The following is a 3064-nucleotide window of genomic DNA, read 5'->3' as shown; positions in this document are numbered from 1 at the left end:
GTCGAAACCGAGCAGTTCAACTTCGACGCCCTCAACTTCCCGGCCGACCACCCCGCCCGCAGCGAGCAGGACACCTTCTACATCGCGCCGGAGAACTCCCGGCAGCTGCTGCGCACCCACACCTCACCCGTGCAGGTGCGCACCCTGCTCGAACACGAGCTGCCCGTCTACATCGTGTCGATCGGCCGCACCTTCCGCACCGACGAACTCGACGCCACCCACACCCCCGTCTTCCACCAGGTGGAAGGCCTGGCGGTGGACCGCGGCCTGACCATGGCCCATCTGCGCGGAACGCTAGACGCGTTCGCCCGCGCCGAGTTCGGCCCGTCGGCGCGCACCCGGATCCGGCCGCACTTCTTCCCGTTCACCGAGCCCTCCGCCGAGGTCGACGTCTGGTTCGCCAACAAGAAGGGCGGCGCCGACTGGGTGGAGTGGGGCGGTTGCGGCATGGTGCACCCGAACGTGTTGCGGGCCGCCGGAATCGATCCCGAGGTGTACTCGGGCTTCGCGTTCGGGATGGGCCTGGAACGCACCCTGCAGTTCCGCAACGGCATCCCGGACATGCGTGACATGGTCGAAGGCGACGTGCGGTTCTCGTTGCCGTTCGGGGTGGGTGCCTGATGCGCGTTCCCTACAGTTGGCTGCGCGAGGTGGTCCAGGCCGGCGCCCCGGGCTGGGACGTCGACCCGCACGAGCTCGAGCAGACGCTGGTGCGCATCGGCCACGAGGTCGAGGAGGTGGCGCCCCTCGGCCCGGTCGACGGCCCGCTGACGGTGGGGCGGGTCACCGCGATCGAGGAGCTCAGTGGCTTCAAAAAACCGATCCGGGCCTGCCTGGTCGACGTCGGCGAGGATCGGCAGCGTGAAATTGTCTGCGGGGCAACGAACTTCGCGGTAGGCGACCTCGTCGTGGTGGCGCTGCCCGGCGCCACCCTGCCGGGCGGATTCGCCATCGCGGCCCGCAAGACCTACGGCCGAAACTCCGAGGGAATGATCTGCTCGGCGACCGAACTCGGTTTGGGCGCCGACCATTCCGGGATCCTGGTGCTGCCGCCGGGCACCGCCGAGCCCGGGGCCGGCGGCGCGGCGGTGCTGGGGCTGGACGACGTGGTATTCCACCTGGCCATCACGCCCGACCGTGGCTACTGCATGTCGGTGCGGGGCCTGGCCCGCGAGATCGCCTGCGCCTACGACCTGACGTTCGTCGACCCCGCCAGCGATGAAGTGGTCAAGCCGCTGCCGGTGGCGGGGGAGGCCTGGCCGCTGACCGTGCAGGCCGACACCGGCGTACGCCGGTTCGCGCTGCGCCCGGTCACCGGGATCGATCCCGCCGCCGTGTCGCCCTGGTGGCTGCAGCGCCGGCTGCTGCTGTGCGGCATCCGCGCGACCTCCCCGGCGGTGGACGTCACCAACTACGTGATGCTGGAACTGGGCCACCCGATGCACGCCCACGACCGCAACCGCATCACCGGGGGATTGGGGGTGCGCTTCGCCCGGCCCGGCGAGACCGTCGTCACCCTCGACGACGTGGAGCGGCGGCTGGATCCGGCCGACGTCTTGATCGTCGACGATGCGGCGACGGCGGCCATCGGCGGTGTGATGGGCGCGGCCAGCACCGAGGTGCGCGCCGAGTCCACCGACGTGCTGCTGGAGGCGGCGGTGTGGGACCCCGCCGCGATCTCGCGGACCCAGCGCAGGCTGCACCTGCCGAGTGAGGCCGCCCGCCGTTACGAGCGCGGGGTGGACCCGGCGATCTCGGTGGCCGCCCTGGACCGCTGCGCGACGCTGCTCACCGACATCGCCGGGGGAGCGGTGTCCGACGCTTTGACGGACTGGCGTGGTGATCCGCCGTGTGAGCGCTGGTCACCACCGCCGATCCGGATCGCCGCCGACCTGCCGGATCGTTTCGCCGGCGTCACGTACGCCGCGGGCGCGACCGCCCGGCGGCTGACCCAGATCGGGGCCCTGGTGACCGACGGTGACGGCGCGCTGACCGTGACACCGCCGAGCTGGCGGCCCGACCTGCTGCAGCCCGCCGACCTCGTTGAGGAGGTGCTGCGGCTGGAGGGTCTCGAGGCCATTCCGTCGGTGCTGCCGTCGGCGCCCGCGGGCCGCGGGCTGACCGCGGCGCAGAAGCGTCGCCGTGCGATCGGGAGGTCGCTGGCCCAGTCCGGCTACGTCGAGATCCTGCCGACGCCGTTTCTGCCCGCCGGCGTCTTCGATCTGTGGGGGCTGCCCGACGACGACCCCCGACGCGCGACCACGCACGTGCTCAACCCGCTCGAGGCCGACCGTCCGCACCTGGCGACCACGTTGCTGCCCGCGCTGCTGGAAGCTTTGGGGCGCAATGTATCCCGCGGTCTTGTCGACACCGCGCTGTTCGCCCTCGCCCAGGTGGTCCAGCCCACCGAAGAGACGCGCGCCGTGGAGCTCATCCCCGTGCACCGGCGCCCGACGGAAACCGAGATCGCCCTGCTGGACGCGTCGCTGCCGCGGCAACCCCAGCACGTCGCGGCGGTGCTGACGGGCCTGCGGGAACCGCGGGGCCCGTGGGGGCCGGGCCGGCGGGTCGAGGCGGCCGACGCGTTCGAGGCGGTCCGAATCGTGTTGCGCGCCAGCGGTACCGAGGTGACGCTGCGTGCGGCCCAACGCCTGCCGTGGCATCCCGGCCGGTGCGCCGAGGTACTCGTCGGGGGCACCGTCGTCGGCCACGCGGGCCAGTTGCACCCCGCCGTGGTCGAGCGGGCGGGCCTGCCCAAGGGCACCTGCGCCATGGAATTGAATCTCGATGCGATTCCCATCGTCGACGCGTTCCCGGCGCCGAAGGTCTCGCCGTTCCCGGCGGTGTTCCAGGACGTCAGCCTGGTCGTGCCGGCCCGGGTGCCGGCGGCGGCGGTCGCCGACGCGGTGCGTGCGGGCGCCGGCGAGCTGCTCGAGGACATCCAGCTGTTCGACGTCTTCACCGGCCCGCAGATCGGCGAGGACCGCAAGTCGCTGACGTTCGCGCTGCGCTTCCGGGCGCCGGATCGCACGCTCACCGAGGACGACGCCAGCGCCGCCCGCGA

Annotated in this window: 2 protein-coding genes; both read left to right on the top strand. The window is 72.3% G+C overall.

Annotation, left to right across the window (positions count from 1 at the left end):
• Positions 1-621: phenylalanine--tRNA ligase subunit alpha (locus AC2VON_RS04855; protein ID WP_486951929.1), on the top strand; the 621-nt coding region annotated here is incomplete at its 5' end.
• A partial coding sequence (gene pheT, locus AC2VON_RS04850; RefSeq protein WP_486951928.1) for a phenylalanine--tRNA ligase subunit beta occupies positions 621-3064 on the top strand: 2444 nt, incomplete at its 3' end. The genes AC2VON_RS04855 and pheT, both read left to right, overlap by 1 nt.

The sequence above is a fragment of the Mycobacterium sp. TH-M82 genome (assembly GCF_057473605.1).
The sequence above is the reverse complement of the archived record's forward strand: the minus strand, read 5'-3'. Positions and strand labels throughout refer to the sequence as shown.